The sequence below is a fragment of the Streptomyces sp. NPDC007907 genome (genome assembly GCF_042959365.1).
Classification (GTDB): domain Bacteria; phylum Actinomycetota; class Actinomycetes; order Streptomycetales; family Streptomycetaceae; genus Streptomyces; species Streptomyces indiaensis.
The window spans coordinates 179,170-195,766 of record NZ_JBIBKR010000001.1; the positions used below are offsets into that span (position 1 = coordinate 179,170).

The window sequence follows — 16,597 nt, forward strand, 5'->3', positions numbered from 1 at the left end:
CACGCACAGGAGGCGTACACCATGAGCATCTTCAGCCGCACCGAGACCCGCACCGCCGCCGCGAACACCGCCGTGAACCCCGAGCTGGCCGCCCTGACCGGCGACTACACGATCGACCCGGCGCACTCGACGATCGGCTTCACCGCCCGGCACGCCATGGTCACGAACGTCAAGGGCAGCTTCCAGGACTTCACCGGCGCGCTGCACCTCGACGGCACCGACCCGTCGCGCTCGACGGCCTCCCTCGACGTCGTGATGGACAGCATCGAGACCGGCAACGCCGACCGTGACGGCCACCTCAAGAGCGCGGACTTCTTCAAGACGGAGGAGTTCCCGACCATGACCTTCCGCTCCACCAAGGCGGAGGCGCTCGGCGGCGACGACTACCGGATCACCGGCGACCTGACGATCCTCGGCACCACCCGCACGCTCTCCATCGACCTGGAGTTCAACGGCGCCGCGAAGGACCCCTTCGGCAACGAGCGCGTCGGCTTCGAGGGCAAGGCGGAGATCCTGCGCTCCGAGTGGGGCCTGACCTGGAACGCCGCGCTGGAGACCGGCGGTGTCCTGGTCTCGGACAAGATCAAGCTGAACTTCGACATCTCGGCCATCAGGAACGCGTGAGCCCTGCGGGACCGGCCCGGTGAAGCGTCACCGGGCCGGTCTGGCTTGTTCCGGCCCCTTGTGCAAAGACTGCCGGCGTTCCCATAATCCAGCAGCAGTATTTTGACCAGTCCATGCCAGCACATGGACGTTCTTTTTGCCTCTGCTGCTGTCATGCACTCGTCAATCTGATGCTTCGGTTGCACCTCCCCAGTCAACCCCCCATGGAAGGCATCACGTTGAAGAGACTCCTCACGGCCCTCAAGAGATGCGCGGTCCTCGGTGCCGCCGCACTCGCGATCGCCAGTCTCCAGCCCGTCTCCGCCGCCCAGGCCGCCCCGTCGCCCGTCGTCGGCGGGACCCGGGCCGCGCAGGGCGAGTTCCCGTTCATGGTCCGGCTCTCGATGGGCTGCGGCGGCGCCCTCTACACCCAGCAGATCGTGCTCACTGCCGCGCACTGCGTGGGCAGTTCGGGCAACAACACCGGCATCACCGCCACCGCGGGGGTCGTCGACCTCCAGTCCACCAGCGGCCGGGTCCAGGTCCGCTCCACCAAGGTGCTGCGCGCCCCCGGCTACAACGGCACCGGCAAGGACTGGGCGCTCATCAAGCTCGCGCAGCCCATCAACCTGCCGACGCTGAAGATCGCCACCACGACGCAGTACAACACCGGTGACTTCACCGTCGCTGGCTGGGGCGCGAACCGGGAGGGCGGCTCCCAGCAGCGCTACCTCCTCAAGGCGACCGTGCCGTTCGTCAGCGACGCCGCGTGCAAGGCCTACGGCGGCCTCTACAGCGACCTCGTCGCGAACGAGGAGATCTGCGCCGGCTTCGACGCGGGTGGTGTCGACACCTGCCAGGGCGACTCCGGCGGCCCGATGTTCCGCAAGGACAACGCGGGCAACTTCATCCAGGTGGGCATCGTGAGCTGGGGCGAGGGCTGCGCCCGGCCCGAGGCTCCCGGCGTCTACACGGAGGTCTCCACCTTCGCCTCGGCCATCGCCTCGGCGGCGTCGAGCCTCTGACACAGGGCTTCGGGGCCCGGCGCCGAGGGGCGCCGGGCCCGTTCCGCGAGCGGGCCCCGCCGCACGGACTCACCGCTTCCGGGGCTCCGGCGACTCCAGCTTCCGCACCGCCGCCGCCACCTGCGCGGCCCGGCTCCGCGCCGTCCTGGCCCGCAGCACGGCGAGCATCGCCAGGTACCGGTCCGTCCGCCCGAGGGCGTCGAACGCCGCGGCGGCCCGGGGGCTTTGCTCCAGCGCCGCCGCCAGGTCCTCGGGGACCGCGGCCTCCTTCTGCGACGCGTACGCCGCCTCCCACCGGCCGTCCGCCCGCGCCGCCGCCACCTCCGCGAGCCCGCCGGGCCGCATCCGTCCGGCGGCGGTCAGCTCCTCGACCCGCCGGACGTTGACCACGGACCAGACGCTGCCCGGACGCCGCGGCGTGATCCGCTGGAGGTAGCACGCCTCGTCAAGCCCCTTGCGCCACCCGGTGATCCACCCGTGGCACAGCGCCAGGTCGTTGACGTCGGCGGCACTGACGGAGCGGATGCCCGAACCCTGCCGGAGTGCGGCGCCGGGTGCGCGGTGAGCCAGGAGTCCAGGTCGGCGGTGGTCTCGAAGGTGAGGGGACCCGCGTCGTCGGAGGTGGTCATGGGACCACCGTAAGAAGGAAGCAGGACCGCGGCTGTCCGCTGGGTCGTGTCGGCACAGTCCCGCCTGCCCCGGACACGATCCAGGCGAGCAGGAAGGCCTGGTCGCGGGCCTCGGCGACGGCGTCGGGGAAGACGCCCGGGCCGTGGGCGACCGGGGCGCCCTCGTGCAGGAGCATCGGCGTCCGGGCGGTCGCATCCGCCGTCCCGGGTGTGATCTCCGCGGCGAGGGCCGTGAACAAGTCGAGCATCCACCGCTTGTGGCCGGTGACGATCGGGCGGGCCGGGTGGGCGGCGTCGCCGATCTCCGCGTGGGCGTCGACCAGGCTGCGTCCCCTGGGGGCAGACCGCTCTCGGGCCGACGGGCTGCCTCCTGGCGGTCGTCCTCATCCATCGAGGGGACGGCCGACGGGACACGCCCCGGACCGCCGCCCGGGCCCCGCGGCAGGACAGCCGGTGGACCCGGCCGAAGGCGAGCCCTCGGACTCGCCCGCGTGCCGGTCGCTGAGCGGTGGCTCAGAACCCGCCCCCGAAGTCCCCGCCGCCGCCGAAGTCCCCTCCGCCGAAGCCGCCTCCGAAATCGCCGCCGAAGTCGCCGGCGTTGAAGTCCGCTCCGGAGACGTCGCCGCCCTCGTAGCCGCCGAAGTCGCCGTAGCCGGAGCCGTAGTCGGCCGCGTAGGCGGGGGCGGCCATCATGCTGCCGAGCACGGTGCCGACGAGGAGGCCGGGCAGGAGGCCGCCGCCGAAGTAGCCGCCGGCCCAGGGACCGTACGCCGGCCCGGCGTCCCAGTAGGGGCGGCGGCCGTAGTCGGTGTCGACCTCGCGGATCACCGGGTCGCGGCCCTCGGCCAGACGCCTTTCGTCGGCCGCGCAGACGGGGACCTCGCGGGCGGTGCCGGCCGGGGGCGTCCAGGTGGCGTCGGCGACCGAGGGGCCGTGGCGCGGGTCGAAGAAGCAGGGCGGGCGGCGCTCCGGCAGGGCCCCGCCCTCGCGGCGGGCCGCGAGCCGGGCGAGGGAGAAGCGGCCGTCCTCCACGGCCTGGGTGACGGCCCGGACGTCCTCGGGTTTCGTCGCGGCCGCCATCAGGGACTTGGCCTGCTCGTAGGAGTCCAGGGCCCGCTCGTAGTCGGTGCGCATCGCGTCGTCGGCGCCGGGCTCCCCGGGATGGAAGTCGAGCCGGTCGAGTTCCTCGCCGAACGCTGTGATGTCCTCGTCGACGACCACCCGCAGCTTCTCCAGGGCGGCCCGCTGCTCTTCCTCGTGGCGGCGCCGGTTGCGGCGGACCATGGCGTAGGCGCCCGCGCCGCCGGCCGCCACCAGGGCGCCGACCGTGATCAGGCCGCCGACCGGCACGTCGGTGCCCGAGCCGCCGCTCCAGCTGCTCGGCGCCGACCCGCCCACGTTGCGCAGGGCGTCGTCGACGAAGTCGTTCAGCTGGGCCTTGGCGTCGCCCGCGCCCTGCACGGACGTGACCAGGTTGGACACCGCCTGCCGGCTCATCACGGAGCTGTCGGCGCGGGCGTCGAAGCGGTCGCCGAGACGGATGCCGTACAGGCCGGTGACGCCGGTCTCGGTGCGGAGGTTCCGGAAGAGGTCCTGGGTGGGGTAACCGGCCGGGAGGACCGCCACGAAGACGGGTTTGTCCGCGTCCTTGATCTTGTCGGCGAGCGCCTCGGCGTCCGACGCCGCGAGCTGCCCGGAGGCGGCCGGGTCGACGTAGACGGGGCTCTGGCGCAGCTCCCGGGCGACCTCGGAGAGGTCGGTGGCCGCGTGCGCGCCCGGCGCACCGGCCAGCAGCACCGCCAGCACGGCGGCGAACGGCACGATCAGCAGACGTACGACGGTACGCACCAGTGCGGCCCTCATATGTTCGAAGCTACCCGAAACACCCCAAAAAGGGTTATCCGTCGAGCAAGGGATATGGGGACGCGGCTGTGCCCGGGTCGTGTCCGTCGTGGGGCGGGCGGGACCTCGCGGGCACGGCCTAGGATGCCCCTGGCCATCCAGGAGGGGCGGGAGCGGGACATGTTCGGACGACGCAGGGCTGCGGACATGACGGTGTCCGAACTGACCGAGCTGGACCGGTCGCGTACGCGCGCCGACCTGCTGTGGGAGCTGTTCCGGCACGCCGAGGCGGAGGTGAGGTCGGCGATCGGCTGGTACCTGGCACGGCGCCGGGGGCCGTCGCTGTGGTCGCGTTCGCTGCGGGCGCTCGCCACGCTGCTGGGCATCGTCGGCACGATCACACCGCTGGTGCACGCGGCCTCGCCCACGACCGTGCAGCCCGAGTGGGGGTTCGTGTTCCTGGCCGGCGGGGCGGGCTGCGTGCTCTTCGACCGGATCTTCGGGTTCTCGGCGTCCTGGACCCGCTACATCCGCGCGGAGATGGCACTGCAGCAGATCCTCAAGAAGGCGCAGTCCGACTGGGCGCAGGCGTTCCTGCGGACCACCGACTCCCCCAGCGACAAGGAGCAGGCCGCCCTGCTCGGGGTGATCGAGCGGCTGCGGACCGACGCGCAGCGGATCATCGAGGACGAGGGCACGGCGTGGGTCGGCTATCTGGCCGACGGCGTCGAGGAGCTGACCCGCTCCACCACCTCCGCCACCGGCCAGCGCTCCCACACCGCGGGTCTGTTCCGCCTCGACCGGGGCCCCGGGCGGGACCGGGGCGGCGAGGTTCCGGTGCCGCGGTCCCGGGACACCGCGATGTGACACCCGCCGCGGGGCCTGTCGTGCGCGTCAGGCCGCAGACGCGGCGGCCGAGGCCGCGGCCCGGCCGAACCCTCGGCTACTCCGCCGGATCGACCCCCGCGCGCAGCAGCCCGTACGTGTACGCGTCCTCCAGGGCCTGCCAGCTCGCGGCGATGACGTTGTCGGCGACACCGACGGTCGACCACTCGCCCGTGCCGTCGGACGTGGAGATGAGCACGCGGGTCGTGGAGTTGGTGCCGTGCTTGCCCTCCAGGATGCGGACCTTGTAGTCCACCAGCTCCAGCTTGGCGAGCTGCGGGTAGATCTTCTCCAGGCCCACGCGCAGGGCCCGGTCGAGGGCGTTGACGGGGCCGTTGCCCTCGGCGGTGGCGACGATGCGCTCGCCCTTGGCCCACAACTTGACCGTGGCCTCGTTGGCGTGGGAGCCGTCGGGCCGGTCCTCGACGATGGCGCGCCAGGACTCGACCTCGAAGTAGCGCAGCGGCTCGCCCTGGACCTCGGCGCGCAGCAGGAGTTCGAAGCTCGCGTCGGCGGCCTCGTAGGTGTAGCCCTTGAGTTCGCGCTCCTTCACGCGCTCGACGACCCGCCCGACCAGCTCGCGGTCGCCGCCGAGGTCGATGCCGAGCTCCTTGCCCTTGAGCTCGATGGAGGCCCGGCCCGCCATGTCGGAGACCAGCATCCGCATGGTGTTGCCGACCCGCTCGGGGTCGATGTGCTGGTACAGGTCCGGGTCGACCTTGATCGCGGAGGCGTGCAGTCCGGCCTTGTGGGCGAAGGCGGAGAGGCCGACGTAGGGCTGGTGCGTGGAGGGGGTGAGGTTGACGACCTCGGCGATGGCGTGCGAAATGCGGGTCATCTCGCGCAGGTGCCCCTCGGGCAGGACCTTCTTGCCGTACTTGAGCTCCAGGGCCGCCACGACCGGGAAGAGGTTGGCGTTGCCGACGCGCTCGCCGTAGCCGTTGGCGGTGCACTGCACATGGGTGGCGCCGGCGTCGACGGCGGCCAGGGTGTTGGCGACGGCGCAGCCCGTGTCGTCCTGGGCGTGGATGCCGAGCCGGGCGCCGGTGTCGGCGAGGACGGTGGAGACGACGGCCTGGATCTGGGCCGGGAGCATGCCGCCGTTGGTGTCGCACAGGACGACGACGTCCGCGCCGGCCTGCGACGCGGTGCGGACGACCGCCTTGGCGTACTCGGGGTTGGCGCGGTAGCCGTCGAAGAAGTGCTCGCAGTCGATGAAGACCCGCCGGCCCTGCGCCTTGAGGAAGGACACGGTGTCGCGGACCATCGCCAGGTTCTCGTCCAGGGTGGTGCGCAGCGCGAGTTCGACGTGGCGGTCGTGCGACTTGGCGACCAGGGTGATGACCGGTGCGCCGGACTCCAGCAGCGCTCTGACCTGAGGGTCCTGGTCGGCGGTGGTGCCGGCGCGGCGGGTGGAGCCGAACGCGACGAGCTGGGCGTGCCGGAAGTCGATCTCCTGCCGGGCACGGGCGAAGAACTCGGTGTCCCGGGGGTTGGCGCCCGGCCAGCCGCCCTCGATGAAGCCCACGCCGAAGTCGTCCAGGTGCCGCGCGATGGCCAGCTTGTCCGCGACGGTGAGGTTGATGCCCTCCCGCTGGGCGCCGTCGCGCAGGGTGGTGTCGAAGACGTGGAACGAATCGTCGAGCTCGCTGGTTTCGGTCATGGTCTCAAGGCTCCTGAGGATGGGATCTCGGTCGTACCGGAATGACCGGCTCCACCGCCCTCACATGGTCCCTCGCGCTGTCGCCTCCGGCTGCGGGTGGGCCAGAAATGCGAAAAACCTCTCGCGGGTGCGAGAGGTCTGCGCGCGGGTCGAGGACGACGGTGTCCGCCCGTACCTGGTCGTACGTGCGGTCACTGCGGACCGGCGCGCCTGCTGCCAATAATCATGGCGAACGAGAGCACGGGGGCAGTTTGGCACAACCCCCGCGCTCCGCTCACCGCTGTCTCAGGATGCGGGCGGTCACTTCAGGTGACGGATGTAGACGTGCGCGGTGTCGTACGTGTCGCCGGGTACGAGGTCGGGTGAGGAGCTGCTGAAGGCGACCGTGCGGCCGGTGCGGTCGATCACCGGGGCGGACACGCTGTGGTCGTTCGGGCCGCCCCCGGTGTCCGCGCTGGCGAGGACCGTGCGGCCGGTGCGCAGGTCCCGGACATACGCGCGAAGGGTGTAGTCGGTGTCGCCGGGGTCGACCGACACGAAGGCCAGGTACCGGTTGTCCGCGCTGAGCCGCGGTTGGGCGGTGAAGGCGGCCGGGTCGGCGGCGTCGATCCGGCGCAGGCCGCCCGTCTTCAGATCGCGGACGAAGACGTTGTGCCCCCGGTTGGTGTCGCCCGGGGTCAGCCGCGAGTCGAGCGAGTTGAAGACCGCGTACCGGCCGTCCGGGCTGACCTGCGGGAACTCGGCCTGCCCGTCGGACGTCCGGCCGTCCGGGGCGAGGTCGGCCTGGATCAGCTCGCCGCTCGGGACGTCGCGCACCCAGGCGTCGCTCCAGTCGCCCGGGGCGGGGTGCGGAACGAAGAACTGGTAGCCGACGCGCTTGCCGTCGGCGCTGATGGACGGGTTGGTCGCGGCGGTCTTGCGGGCGCCGGCGGCGGGCACCTGGCTGATGCGGACGGCCTTGCCGCTGGTGCGGTCGACGCGGTAGACGCGGCCCCAGCGGTCGTCCCCCTCCGAGAACTGCGACCGCTCGGCGATGAAGGCGACGTAGCGGCCGTCGGCGCTGAGGACGGGCTGCCGGGCGGTGTCGTATCCGGAGGCGACGGTGTCCTCGACGCGCTGCACGGCGCCGGTCGTGAGGTCCTCGACCCAGATGTGGCTCAGGCCGTCGTCCCGGCCGGTGGCGCTGAAGGCCAGGTGGCGGCCGTTGCCGCTCAGGGCGACGCCGTCGACGGAGCCGTCCACCGAACGGCCGGCCATCCGGGTCGTGCCGGTCCGCAGATCACGGACGAAGGCGTCGGCGGCTCCGTCGGTGTCACCGGCGACGAGGTTGTCGGCGCTGGAGACGAAGGCAAGACGGCGGCCGTCGGCGCTCAGGCTCGGCCCGCCGGAGGGGGCGTTGCCGTCGGTGCCGTCCGGGGCCACGCTCGCCTTCTCGGTCCGCGGCGCGGGCGCCGCCGTCGCGGGCAGCGTGGCGACGGTGCCGAGCGTGACGGCCAGAGCCACGCCGAGCGTGATCGACGTGGCCTTCCTGGTGCTGGTCATGTGCTGTTCCCCCTGTTGTTCCCGGGGTCCCGGGAACCTGTGCCCCCGTTTCCCCGTGGACGCTTCTCCCCCGGCCCCGCGCCGAGGGCTCCCCCGAGCCAACATCACCACGGGCCGGAGGGTCAATCCGTCATATCGAGTACAACCCGGGCGTACGTTCAGGCGTCCGCGAGGAGGCTGTCGGCGAGGAACTCCCGCACGTGGTCCAGGATCTGCGCCCGGTCGGTGCCGCGCAGGCCGATCGCCACGTGGATGGAGAAGCCGTCGAGCAGCGCCCGCAGCCGGGCGGCGAAGCGGTCCGGGTCGACGCGCCGGAACTCCCCGCGCGAGATGCCCTCGGCGAGCAGGGCGACCAGGTCGCGGTGCCAGGCGCCCTCGATGGCGGCCTGCCGGTCGCGGGCCTCCGTGTCGGCGTTCTGCGAGCGGTTCCAGACCTCCAGCCACAGCGTCCAGTGGGGGTCGCGGTGGCCGTCGGGGACGTACAGGTCGACGTAGGCGTCGAGGCGTTCACGGGCGGGCGCGGTCCGGGTGAGCAGGCGCCCCCGCTCGGCGCCGAGCCGGCCCTCGCTCCACTCCAGGGTGCGCAGCAGCAGCTCGTCCTTGGAGCCGAAGTAGTAGAGCAGGTGGCCGCTGCTCATCCCGACCTGGCGGCCGAGCGCCGCCATGGTGAGCTTCTCCAGGCCGCGCTCGGCGATCATCTCCATGGCCGCGACGAGGACGTCCTCACGGGGCGGCGCCTGCCGTCGCCCTCCGGCCATGTGCACTCCTAGATCCTCGGCTGCTGCTGGGTGATGCAGTGGATGCCGCCACCGCCCGCGAAGATCGTACGGGCGTCCACCAGCGTCACGGTCCGCTCGGGGAACAGGCGGCGGAAGATGCCGGCGGCGATCTCGTCGCGCGGGTCGTCGAAGCCGCACAGCACCACGCCGCCGTTGCACAGGTAGTGGTTGATGTAGGAGTAGTCGGCCCAGTGGCCGTCGGCCTCCAGGACGGTCGGGGCGGGAACCTCGACGACCTCCAGGCGGCGGCCGCGCGCGTCCGTCTGTGCCTTCAGCAGGCCGATGGCCTCCCGGGTCACCTCGTGGTCGGGGTGGGCGGGGTCCGGCTGGGAGTGCGCCACGACGACGCCCGGGCGGGCGAAGGCCGCGACGATGTCGACGTGGCCGAGGGTGCCGAAGCCGTGCGGAGGGTAGTCGCCGGTCAGGCCGCGCGGCAGCCAGATCGCCTTGCGGGTGCCGAGCTGTGCGTGGATCTCGGCCTCGGCCTGCTCGCGGGACCAGCCCGGGTTGCGCTCCGGACCGAGCTGGACGGTCTCGGTCAGCAGGACCGTGCCCTCGCCGTCGACGTGGATCGCCCCGCCCTCGTTGACGAGCCTCGAGGCGTACGTCCGCGCCCCGGCGAGATCGGCGACGTGCGCGGCGACCTTCGCGTCGTGCTCCCAGCGGGCCCACTCCTGGGCGCCCCAGCCGTTGAACGTCCAGTCGACGGCGGCCAGTCGGCCCTTCCCGTCGGTCAGGAAGGTGGGGCCGATGTCGCGCATCCAGGCGTCGTCGAGGTCCCGCTCGACCGTGTCGACGCCGTCGCCCAGCAGGGCACGAGCCTCGCCCGACTGCCCCGGCCCGCACACCACCGTCACCGGTTCGAAACGCCGCACGGTCCGGGCGACCGCGGCCCACGCGACCCGGGCGGCGGCCAGTTCCGCGGGGTCGTCGAAGGTCTGGTTCGGGCCCGGCCAGGCCATCCAGGTGCGCTCGTGCGGGGCCCATTCGGCGGGCATGCGGAAGCCGTCGGCGGCTGCGGGCATCGTTGATCCTCAGAGGAAGTAGAGACGGTTGAGGGAGACGGAGTCGGCGGGTTCGGAGCGCAGCGGCTCGCCGTCGAGGGTGACCAGACCGGTGCGCTGGTCGACGTCGACGGCTCCGGTACGGGAGTTGAGGCGCAGGTCGGCCGGGCCGATGCCGCGGGTACCGCGCACGGCGACCCTGCGGCGCCGGGTCGGCATGGTGTCGTGCCCCTGGTCGAGCGCGGCCCGCGCGACGAACGCCACCGAGATGTCGGCCGGTGTCGCCCCATGCGCGCCGAACTGCGGCCCGAGGACGAGGGGTTCGCAGGTGTCGGTCGCCGCGCCCGGGTCGCCGACCACGCCGTACGCCGGGAAGCCGGCCTTCAGCACCAGTTGCGGTTTGGCGCCGAAGTACTCGGGCCGCCACAGCACGATGTCGGCGAGCTTGCCGGTCTCGATGGATCCCACCTCGTGCGAAAGCCCGTGCGCGAGGGCGGGGTTGATGGTGAGCTTGGCCATGTAGCGCAGGACGCGCTCGTTGTCGTGGCCGTCGCCGGGAGCGCCGAACTCGGCCTTCATCTTCCCGGCCATGGCGAACGTACGGCGGACGGTCTCGCCGGCGCGTCCCATGCCCTGCGCGTCCGACGAGGTGATGCCGATCGCCCCCAGGTCGTGCAGGACGTCCTCGGCGCCCATGGTTCCGGCCCGGATGCGGTCCCGGGCCATGGCGGCGTCGCCGGGCAGGTCGGTCTTGAGGTCGTGGACGGAGACGATCATGCCGTAGTGCTCGGCGACGGCGTCCCGGCCGAAGGGCAGGGTCGGGTTGGTGGAGGAGCCGATGACGTTCGGCACGCCCGCCATCTTCAGCACGTTGGGGACGTGCCCGCCGCCGCAGCCCTCGATGTGGAAGGCGTGGATGGTGCGGCCTTCCAGCACGCGCAGGGTGTCCTCCACCGACAGGCACTCGTTCAGCCCGTCGCTGTGCAGGGCGACCTGCACGTCGTGCTCCTCGGCGACGCGCAGGGCGGTGTCGAGCGCGCGGGTGTGGGCGCCCATGTCCTCGTGCACCTTGAAGCCGCTCGCCCCGCCCTCGGCGAGGGCCTCGATCAGGGGCGCCTCGTACGAGGAGGACCCCCGGCCCAGGAAGCCGATGTTGACGGGCCAGGCGTCGAAGGCGTTGAACGCGTGGCGCAGCGCCCAGGGCGAGTTGACGCCGACGCCCCACACCGGGCCGAACTCCTGCCCGATGATCGTGGTCACGCCGGAGGCGAGCGAGGCCTCCATGATGCGCGGCGACAGCAGGTGGACATGGGTGTCGACGGCCCCGGCGGTGGCGATGAGGCCTTCGCCGGAGACGATCGAGGTGCCCGTGCCGACGATGACGTCGACCCCGTCGAGGGTGTCGGGGTTGCCGGCCCGCCCGATCGCGCAGATGCGGCCCTCGCGGATGCCGATGGAGACCTTCCGCACGCCCTGCACGGCGTCGATGACGACGACGTTGCTGATGACGACGTCACAGGTCTCGCGGACGGCGGCGGCCTTGAGGTGCAGTCCGTCGCGGGCGGTCTTGCCGAACCCGGCGAGGAACTCGTCGCCGTACCGCTGGGAGTCGGACTCGACCCGCACGATCAGCCCGGAGTCGCCCAGGCGGATGCGGTCACCGGCGCGGGGCCCGTGGGCGGCGGCGTACTCGTACGGGGTGAGGCGGCGCGCCTCGGCGGGGTGGCCTCCTGGGCGGCTCATCGCTCGACCTCCTGATCAGCTGTTTCCGGTACGCCGAGGTAGCCGCAGGCGGCGGCCCGCTTCAGGGCCTCCTCCTTGGCGCCCGGCGCGTCCAGCGGCCCGTCGACGAGCCCGGCGAAACCGATGGCGATCCGCTCGCCCCCGATCGGCACCAGCCCGACCTCGGCGCTCTCCCCCGGCCCGAAGCGCACGGAGGACCCCGCGGGCACGGCGAGGCGCATGCCGTAGGCCCGGCCGCGGTCGAAGTCGAGCCGCGGGTTGGCCTCGAAGAAGTGGAAGTGGGAGGTCACCGAGACGGGCACGGTCGCGGTGTTGGTGACCGTGAGCCGCTCGGCCGGCTCGGGCTCGGGATGCTCCGGCCCGGGCAGCAGCGCGCCGGGGGCGTCCGGCCCCGAGCCGCCGCCGATGGGGTCGGACACGACCGCGAGCCGGGAGCCGTCGTCGAAGACGGCCTCGACATGCACCTCCGCGACGACGTCGGCGACGCCGGGCAGCACGTCGCCGGGCCCGAGGACGGACCGGGCGGCCTCCACGGCCTCCGCGAGCCGCTTGCCGTCCCGGGCGGCCTCGCACACCGTGTCGGCGATGAGCGCGGTCGCCTCGGGGACGTTGAGCCTGAGCCCCCTGGCCCGGCGGGCGCGGGCGAGTTCGGCAGCGCCGAAGAGCAGCAGCCGGTCGCGTTCGGTCGGGGTCAGCCGCATGTCACTCCCTCCATTTAGAGCATCACTCTAAACATGAAATTCCCTCGACCGAAAGGTTGACGGCGAAGTAATGCACACAGCACATTGAACGTCGTTCTAACCAAGGGAGACCAGCATGCCGATCGAACAGCGCGGAGTCGACACCATCCCGGAGGAGGAACGCACGAGCGGGCCACGCGACCTCGTCTCGATCCTGCTCGGCTCCAACCTCTGCCTGGGCGTGATCGTCTTCGGCTGGCTGCCGCCGTCCTTCGGCCTGGACTGGTGGTCGTCCGTCAGCGCGGTACTGGCGGGCACGGTGGTGGGCGTGCTGTTCACGGCTCCGCTGGCGCTGGTCTCGCTGCGCACCGGCACCAATCTGTCGACCTCCTCCGGCGCCCAGTTCGGGGTGCGCGGGCGGCTGGTCGGCTCGGTGGTCGGACTGCTCCTGGCCCTCGGCTACACCGCGCTGACGGTGTGGATCGGCGGGGACGTGATGGTGAGCGTCCTGGGCCGGCTGGCCGGACTGCCGCAGGACGGGGTGGCGTACGGCGTCGTCTACGGGCTGCTCGCCGCGGCCACCGTCGCCGGTGCGGTGTACGGCTACCGGGTGCTGCTGGCGATGTCCCGGGTGCTGGCGTTCGGCATGACGGCCCTGCTGGCCGTGGGGGTGGTCGCGTACGCGCCCGCCTTCACCACCGCCGCGCTGCCGGAGGCCGGCGGTTATCTCCTGGGCGGCTTCTGGCCCACCTGGCTGCTCGCGGCGGTGGCCGCCGGGCTGTCCGGGCCGGTCGCGTTCATCACGCTGCTCGGCGACTACACCCGCTACATCTCACCGGCCCGGCACTCCTCCCGCCGGGTGCTGCACGCGACCTGGCTGGGGCTGCTGCTGGGCCTGCTGGTGCCGCAGCTGTTCGGCACGTTCACCGCGTACGCGGCCGGGGCGGCCCTCGACTACGCGGGCCCGCTGGTCGAGGCGGCCCCGTCCTGGTACCTGGTCCCGCTGCTGCTCGCGGCCTCGGCGGGCTCGGTCGGCAACGCGGGGCTGATGCTGTACTCGATGGGCCTCGACCTGGACGCGATCCTGCCGCGCGCCTCCCGGGCCCGGGCCACGTACGTGGTCGCGGCCGTCGCCACGGCCTGCGTCTTCGCCGGGCACTATTTCTCGACCGCGCAGGACGCGATGACGTCCTTCGTGCTGCTGCTGACCGCCATCGGCACGCCCTGGGCGGTCATCACCCTCATCGGCTTCGCCCGCTGCGGCGGGGTCTACGACGCGGACGCCCTCCAGGTCTTCAACCGCCGCGCGCGGGGCGGCGTCTACTGGTACCGCTCCGGCTGGAACGTCCCCGCGACCCTGTCCTGGGCGGCCGGGGCGACGGTGGGCGTCCTGGCGGTGTCCCTGCCGTCGTACGAGGGTCCGCTGCTGGCGCTGACCGGCGGGGTGGACTGCAGTTTCCTGCTGTCGGGGGTGGTGGGAGGGGTGGCTTATGCGCTGTCGACCCCGGGGTCTCCCGCAGAGGAGCCCGGGGCCGGTGAGGCGACGCCCGCTTCTCGTCCGATCGATTCGCGCCCGGCTTCTTGACCGACCGGATCCCGGCGGGGCGAAGGTCCGGCTTCCTGTCCGACCGAGTCGGGCGGTGGGTGGGCATAGGCCCGGGGGTCCGGGGGCGGAGCCCCCGGGGGCCGGGAGTGCTCAGCCCAGGCGGTGCATCCAACCGTGCGCGTCCGAGGCCGTACCCCGCTGAATGTCCAGCAGCGCCTGGCGCAGCCGCAGCGTGACCTCGCCCGGCTCTCCCCCGCTCTGCTTCCACTCCGCCGTGGCCCGCTTCACCGTGCCGACGGGAGTGATCACCGCCGCCGTACCGCAGGCGAAGACCTCGGTCAGCGACCCGTTCTCCGAGTCCCGCTGCCACTGGTCGACCGAGACCCGGCCCTCCTCGGCCTCGTACCCGAGGTCTCGGGCGACGGCGAGCAGGGAGTCGCGCGTGACGCCCTCCAGGATCGACCCGGTCAGGGATGGCGTGACGATCTTGTTCCCGTACACGAAGTACAGGTTCATGCCGCCCAGCTCCTCGACCCAGGTGTGCTCCACGGCGTCGAGGTAGCAGACCTGGTCGCAGCCCTTCGTCGCGGCCTCGGCCTGCGCGAGCAGGGACGCCGCGTAGTTGCCGCCCGTCTTCGCGTCGCCCATGCCGCCGGGGACGGCACGGACGCGGTCCTCGGAGACCCAGATGGACACCGGCTTCACGCCGCCGGGGAAGTACGCCCCGGCCGGGGAGGCGATCACCAGGAAGAGGTACTCGTTGGCCGGCTTCACGCCCAGCCCGACCTCCGTGGCGATCATGAACGGGCGCAGGTAGAGGGACTCCTCGCCGCCGTGCGCCGGCACCCACGCCTTGTCCTGCTGCACCAGGACGTCACACGCCTCGATGAACGTCTCGACCGGAAGCTCCGGCATGGCCAGCCGGCGGGCGGAGCGCTGGAACCGCTCGGCGTTCTTCTCCGGCCGGAAGGTGGCGACGGACCCGTCGGGCTGGCGGTAGGCCTTCAGCCCCTCGAAGATCTCCTGCGCGTAGTGCAGCACCGTGGTGGCGGGGTCGAGGGAGATCGGCGCGTACGGCACGAGCTGGCCGTCGTGCCAGCCACGGCCTTCCGTCCACTTGATCGTCACCATGTGGTCGGTGAAGTGGCGGCCGAAACCGGGTTGGGCCAGGATCTGCTCGCGCTCGGCGGCGGAGAGCGGGTGGGCGGAGGGCTTGAGCTCGATCGTGGGCGTCGTCATGGGTTGATGTCCTTCACCGGTTGTAGTGACGGGCCGCGCTCGGTACTGCTCTGGTGGTGACCAGTGCTAGGACGTCCGAGCATTCCTCATTGCGCGGCCTCGCGTTCGATTATCGCCCGGAGGCGGCCGTGGAAGGAACGGGGTGACTGCGGCCCGGTGTGGTCGATGGTGGCACCCGGCGGGGAACATGCGGAAGCCGCCGGGCGCGGATGCGACCCGGCGGCTTGCGGAGAGCAGCGGCGGGTCAGCCGGCTACGCGTACGGCGAGTGCGTCGCCGATCTCGGAAGTGGAGCGGGCGGGCCTGCCGGTGCGCTCGGCGAGATCGGCGGAGACCGCCTCGTCGATGCGGGCGGCCTCGGCCTCGTAGCCGAGGTGGCGCAGCAGCAGGGCGACGGACAGCACGGTGGCGGTCGGGTCGGCCTTGCCCTGGCCGGCGATGTCGGGGGCCGAGCCGTGCACGGGCTCGAACATCGACGGGAACTCGCCGGAGGGGTTGATGTTGCCGCTGGCGGCGACGCCGATGCCGCCGGAGACGGCCGCGGCCAGGTCGGTGATGATGTCGCCGAAGAGGTTGTCGGTGACGATCACGTCGAAGCGCTCGGGCTGCGTGACGAGGTAGATCGTCGCCGCGTCCACGTGCATGTACTCGGTGGTGACCTCGGGGAACTCCTCGGCCACCCGGTTGAAGATGTTCGTCCACAGGTGACCGGCGAAGGTCAGCACGTTGTTCTTGTGGATCAGCGCCAGCTTCTTGCGCGGGCGGGCCTGGGCCCGGGCGAAGGCGTCACGCACCACGCGCTCGACACCGAAGGCCGTGTTCACGGAGACCTCGGTGGCGACCTCGTGCACGGTGCCCTTGCGGATCGTGCCGCCGTTGCCGGTGTAGGGGCCCTCGGTGCCCTCACGGACCACGACGAAGTCGATCTGCGGTTCGCCGGCCAGCGGGGTGGCCACACCCGGCAGCAGCTTCGACGGGCGCAGGTTGACGTGGTGGTCGAAGGCGAAGCGCAGCTTGAGCAGGAAGCCCCGCTCCAGGACGCCGGACGGCACCGACGGGTCGCCGATCGCGCCGAGCAGGATGGCGTCGTGCCGCTTCAGGGCGTCGAGATCGGCGTCGGTGAGGGTCTCACCGGTGGCGTGGTAGCGCCGGGCGCCGAAGTCGTACTCCTCGGTCTCCAGCTTCACATCCTGCGGAAGGACGGCGGAGAGGACCTTCAGGCCTTCGGCCACGACCTCCTGGCCGATGCCGTCACCGGGGATCACTGCGAGATTGAGGCTGCGAGACATGCGGGCACCCTACTCCTCGTCCCATGGGATGACATGCGGCGTCCGGGATGCGGACAGCCGGGATGCACCCGGCCGGGGGAAGGCACGCGTCCGTCGGATGCCGTTCACCCGTATGGGGTGCGGCCGTTG

14 protein-coding genes and 1 pseudogene are annotated in these 16,597 nt (G+C 72.2%); 4 read left to right on the forward strand and 11 right to left on the reverse strand.

Going from position 1 to position 16,597, the window contains the following annotated elements:
- Positions 1 to 21: 21 nt before the first annotated feature.
- A complete protein-coding gene (locus tag ACFZDI_RS00830; protein WP_391246887.1) occupies positions 22 to 624 on the forward strand; it encodes a YceI family protein in 603 nt (200 codons plus the stop codon).
- 218 nt (positions 625 to 842) lie between these two features.
- Positions 843 to 1,628 carry a trypsin-like serine protease gene (locus tag ACFZDI_RS00835; RefSeq protein ID WP_234848407.1) on the forward strand — a complete coding sequence of 262 codons (786 nt, stop codon included), beginning with the start codon at positions 843 to 845 and terminating at the stop codon, positions 1,626 to 1,628.
- Between the two features lie 69 nt (positions 1,629 to 1,697).
- Here the strand turns inward: ACFZDI_RS00835 and ACFZDI_RS00840 are convergent.
- The 3 genes and pseudogenes from ACFZDI_RS00840 to ACFZDI_RS00850 form a co-directional block, all read right to left on the reverse strand.
- A pseudogene (locus ACFZDI_RS00840) lies at positions 1,698 to 2,257 on the reverse strand (YdeI family protein).
- Positions 2,254 to 2,505: a hypothetical protein gene (locus ACFZDI_RS00845; protein ID WP_391246889.1), complete on the reverse strand. Its 252-nt coding sequence runs from the start codon at positions 2,503 to 2,505 to the stop codon at positions 2,254 to 2,256. The pseudogene ACFZDI_RS00840 and the gene ACFZDI_RS00845 overlap by 4 nt, the downstream one beginning before the upstream one ends.
- 265 nt (positions 2,506 to 2,770) lie before the next feature.
- A complete protein-coding gene (locus tag ACFZDI_RS00850; protein ID WP_391246891.1) occupies positions 2,771 to 4,120 on the reverse strand; it encodes a hypothetical protein in 1,350 nt (449 codons plus the stop codon).
- A 159-nt stretch (positions 4,121 to 4,279) separates the two neighbouring features.
- Here ACFZDI_RS00850 and ACFZDI_RS00855 point away from each other — a divergent pair, with 159 nt between their 5' ends.
- Complete coding sequence (locus ACFZDI_RS00855; RefSeq protein WP_391246893.1) at positions 4,280 to 4,966, forward strand: SLATT domain-containing protein; 687 nt, start codon at positions 4,280 to 4,282, stop codon at positions 4,964 to 4,966.
- Between the two features lie 76 nt (positions 4,967 to 5,042).
- Here ACFZDI_RS00855 and cimA read toward each other — a convergent pair whose 3' ends face one another.
- The 6 genes from cimA to ureA form a co-directional block, all read right to left on the reverse strand.
- Positions 5,043 to 6,647 (reverse strand): citramalate synthase, encoded by a 1,605-nt coding sequence (cimA, locus tag ACFZDI_RS00860; protein ID WP_391246895.1) that lies wholly within the window; start codon positions 6,645 to 6,647, stop codon positions 5,043 to 5,045.
- Between the two features lie 300 nt (positions 6,648 to 6,947).
- Positions 6,948 to 8,189 (reverse strand): TolB family protein, encoded by a 1,242-nt coding sequence (locus ACFZDI_RS00865; RefSeq protein WP_391246897.1) that lies wholly within the window; start codon positions 8,187 to 8,189, stop codon positions 6,948 to 6,950.
- Positions 8,190 to 8,347: 158 nt separating this feature from the next.
- Positions 8,348 to 8,947, reverse strand: a complete 600-nt coding sequence (locus ACFZDI_RS00870; protein ID WP_361118903.1) for a TetR/AcrR family transcriptional regulator — start codon at positions 8,945 to 8,947, stop codon at positions 8,348 to 8,350.
- 8 nt (positions 8,948 to 8,955) lie between these two features.
- Positions 8,956 to 9,993, reverse strand: coding sequence for an agmatine deiminase family protein (locus ACFZDI_RS00875; RefSeq protein WP_391246899.1), 1,038 nt, complete (start codon positions 9,991 to 9,993; stop codon positions 8,956 to 8,958).
- 9 nt (positions 9,994 to 10,002) lie between these two features.
- Positions 10,003 to 11,715: an urease subunit alpha gene (locus ACFZDI_RS00880; RefSeq protein ID WP_391246901.1), complete on the reverse strand. Its 1,713-nt coding sequence runs from the start codon at positions 11,713 to 11,715 to the stop codon at positions 10,003 to 10,005.
- Positions 11,712 to 12,416: an urease subunit gamma gene (gene ureA / locus ACFZDI_RS00885; RefSeq protein ID WP_234848416.1), complete on the reverse strand. Its 705-nt coding sequence runs from the start codon at positions 12,414 to 12,416 to the stop codon at positions 11,712 to 11,714. Before ureA ends, ACFZDI_RS00880 begins: the two co-directional genes overlap by 4 nt.
- Positions 12,417 to 12,531: 115 nt before the next feature.
- Between ureA and ACFZDI_RS00890 the strand changes: the two genes are divergently transcribed.
- Positions 12,532 to 13,980, forward strand: a complete 1,449-nt coding sequence (locus ACFZDI_RS00890; protein WP_391246904.1) for a cytosine permease — start codon at positions 12,532 to 12,534, stop codon at positions 13,978 to 13,980.
- Positions 13,981 to 14,091: 111 nt separating this feature from the next.
- Here the strand turns inward: ACFZDI_RS00890 and ACFZDI_RS00895 are convergent, their stop codons facing one another.
- On the reverse strand, positions 14,092 to 15,180 hold the full coding sequence (locus ACFZDI_RS00895) for a branched-chain amino acid aminotransferase (protein ID WP_234845313.1): 1,089 nt from the start codon (positions 15,178 to 15,180) through the stop codon (positions 14,092 to 14,094).
- A 244-nt stretch (positions 15,181 to 15,424) separates the two neighbouring features.
- Positions 15,425 to 16,468, reverse strand: coding sequence for a 3-isopropylmalate dehydrogenase (locus tag ACFZDI_RS00900; RefSeq protein ID WP_391246906.1), 1,044 nt, complete (start codon positions 16,466 to 16,468; stop codon positions 15,425 to 15,427).
- Positions 16,469 to 16,597 lie beyond the last annotated feature (129 nt).

Excerpts from the sequence above, each read along its gene's own strand:
- ACFZDI_RS00865 (WP_391246897.1), bottom strand. The coding sequence starts at position 8,189 with ATGACCAGCACCAGGAAGGCCACGTCGATCACGCTCGGCGTGGCTCTG.
- ACFZDI_RS00845 (WP_391246889.1), bottom strand. The coding sequence starts at position 2,505 with ATGCTCGACTTGTTCACGGCCCTCGCCGCGGAGATCACACCCGGGACG.
- ACFZDI_RS00880 (WP_391246901.1), bottom strand. The coding sequence starts at position 11,715 with ATGAGCCGCCCAGGAGGCCACCCCGCCGAGGCGCGCCGCCTCACCCCG.
- ACFZDI_RS00875 (WP_391246899.1), bottom strand. The coding sequence starts at position 9,993 with ATGCCCGCAGCCGCCGACGGCTTCCGCATGCCCGCCGAATGGGCCCCG.
- ACFZDI_RS00900 (WP_391246906.1), bottom strand. The coding sequence starts at position 16,468 with ATGTCTCGCAGCCTCAATCTCGCAGTGATCCCCGGTGACGGCATCGGC.
- cimA (WP_391246895.1), bottom strand. The coding sequence starts at position 6,647 with ATGACCGAAACCAGCGAGCTCGACGATTCGTTCCACGTCTTCGACACC.
- ureA (WP_234848416.1), bottom strand. The coding sequence starts at position 12,416 with ATGCGGCTGACCCCGACCGAACGCGACCGGCTGCTGCTCTTCGGCGCT.
- ACFZDI_RS00895 (WP_234845313.1), bottom strand. The coding sequence starts at position 15,180 with ATGACGACGCCCACGATCGAGCTCAAGCCCTCCGCCCACCCGCTCTCC.
- ACFZDI_RS00870 (WP_361118903.1), bottom strand. The coding sequence starts at position 8,947 with ATGGCCGGAGGGCGACGGCAGGCGCCGCCCCGTGAGGACGTCCTCGTC.
- ACFZDI_RS00850 (WP_391246891.1), bottom strand. The coding sequence starts at position 4,120 with ATGAGGGCCGCACTGGTGCGTACCGTCGTACGTCTGCTGATCGTGCCG.
- ACFZDI_RS00890 (WP_391246904.1), top strand. The coding sequence starts at position 12,532 with ATGCCGATCGAACAGCGCGGAGTCGACACCATCCCGGAGGAGGAACGC.
- ACFZDI_RS00830 (WP_391246887.1), top strand. The coding sequence starts at position 22 with ATGAGCATCTTCAGCCGCACCGAGACCCGCACCGCCGCCGCGAACACC.
- ACFZDI_RS00855 (WP_391246893.1), top strand. The coding sequence starts at position 4,280 with ATGTTCGGACGACGCAGGGCTGCGGACATGACGGTGTCCGAACTGACC.